2 protein-coding genes are annotated in these 1,841 nt (G+C 62.8%); both read right to left on the bottom strand.

The window, feature by feature from the left end; all coding sequences use genetic code 11:
- The coding region (locus AC1DT3_RS19780; RefSeq protein WP_477466920.1) for a YicC/YloC family endoribonuclease at positions 1-274 on the bottom strand (274 nt) is incomplete at its 3' end.
- A gap of 86 nt (positions 275-360) precedes the next feature.
- Positions 361-1,734, bottom strand: coding sequence for an endolytic transglycosylase MltG (gene mltG / locus AC1DT3_RS19775; RefSeq protein WP_477466919.1), 1,374 nt, complete (start codon positions 1,732-1,734; stop codon positions 361-363).
- Positions 1,735-1,841 lie beyond the last annotated feature (107 nt).

The following is a 1,841-nucleotide window of genomic DNA, read 5'->3' as shown; positions in this document are numbered from 1 at the left end:
CGGCAGCGAGGAGGGACTTCAGAATGTCCGCGTTGACCCGCACCTTCGGCGCCGCTGCCGATTTCGTCAGCGCCAAATTCAGTTGCCCCTGGCCGCGGGAGAGGGCTTTCAGGATCTGCGCCCGTGCCTCTTCGCCGATCACGTCGAGCCCGATCGGGGTTCGCACGCGCACTTCAAGTCCGCGGCCGTTGACCGTCTTGATCTCCCACACCCACTGAAACGCACCCGTGAGGCCGGCCTCGCGGGCGAAGCCGGTCATACTTGCAATCGACATGCTGAAAAGCCTCGAACAAAAAGAGCGCCGGACGATAATCCGCGCTCCTCACTTGGGCAAGGAAGCCCGATTAGGCAGATCGGTTTCTACGGTTGCCGAAGCGGAGGGACGTTCTTCCCCGTGTTCAAGTCGAATGTCTTGTTCTTGAGGGGGTCCTTGTTGGTCCCCTCGCTGGCATCGAATGCACGCGGCTTGCCACCCGGCGCGCGGGCGGCATTGGGACGGCCCGGGGCTCCTGGCTGGTCCTGCGCGACGGACGCACCGCCCGGGACCTGGGACCGCTCGTCATCAGGCTCGACCCGGTCGACGGCGTCGTTGGTGTCGGTCGTCGCCTTGGCCTTCTCGATCTGGCGCCAACGCGAGACGTTGCGGGTGTGCTGGTCGTATGTCTCTGCAAACGTATGGCCGCCGGAGCCGTCAGCCACGAAATAGAGGTCCTTCGTGCGCGAGGGATTGGCGACCGCTTCGAGAGCAGCGCGTCCAGGATTGGCGATGGGGCTCGGCGGCAAGCCCTCGATCACATACGTGTTGTAGGGCGTCGCCGTCTCGATCTCGCTCTTCAGGATCCCGCGGCCGAGAGTGCCTTTGCCACCGACCAATCCGTAGACGATGGTGGGGTCGGATTGCAGTTTCATCCGCCGGTTCAGGCGGTTGATGAACACAGATGCGACCCGCGTCCGCTCATCGGCTCGCCCCGTCTCCTTCTCCACGATCGACGCCAGGATCAGCATTTCCTGCGGCGTCTTGATCGGAAGGTCCGACGAGCGTCGTTGCCAGATCTGCGTCAGCGCCTGGCGCTGCGCCGCCTGCATGCTGTTGATCATCTGCTGACGGGTCATTCCCCGTTCGAATTTGTACGTGTCGGGAAGCAGCGATCCTTCCCGCGGGTTCTCGATGACATCGCCCGACAGGATTTCGTTGTCGTAGAGGCGAGCCACGATCTGGTCGCTCGTCAGGCCCTCGGGGACGGTCACGGAGTGGAGGATCGCCTTGCCCTGGACCAGCGTATCGATGGTGTCTTCGAGGCTTGTCTTGGCCTTGAACAGGAACTCGCCGGCCTTGAGCTGACCGCGCTGCCGATTGAGGAGCGCATAGACTTCAAACAGGGTGGTCTGGTTGATCACACCCTCCTGCTTCAGGAGCGTGGCGATCTCGTTCGTGCCGGTATTGCGGGGAATGACGACGACCTTGTCGTTCTGCAAGGGACCGGGCGCGGAAACTTCCTTCTCCAGAACGCTGATCCCGAAGATGACGGCGCCGGCGATGGCGATCAGAAGGGTCAGGAAACCGCTGACGGCTGACATCATGCCGCCGCGGCGGCGGCGAAGTCGGGGTGGCGGCGGCGGGGCAGCCATGGGCTTGATCGCTTCGCTCGGCGAGCGAGGTGAGAGACGAGGCTGCTGGTCGCTCTCATGACCTTCAGATGGAGAAATCGTTATTTTCTTTCTTCTGCCGAACATCAGGTCACTATCTTTAGGGCCGCGTCGGCCGGATCCGCGGATGCGCCGGCAGCGACACCCTACCAGGGAATATGGCGAAAAGCGGTAGAAAAGGCGCGGCTGATTAC

The sequence above is a fragment of the Microvirga sp. P4_G7 genome, assembly GCF_056401005.1.
The sequence above is the reverse complement of the archived record's forward strand: the minus strand, read 5'-3'. Positions and strand labels throughout refer to the sequence as shown.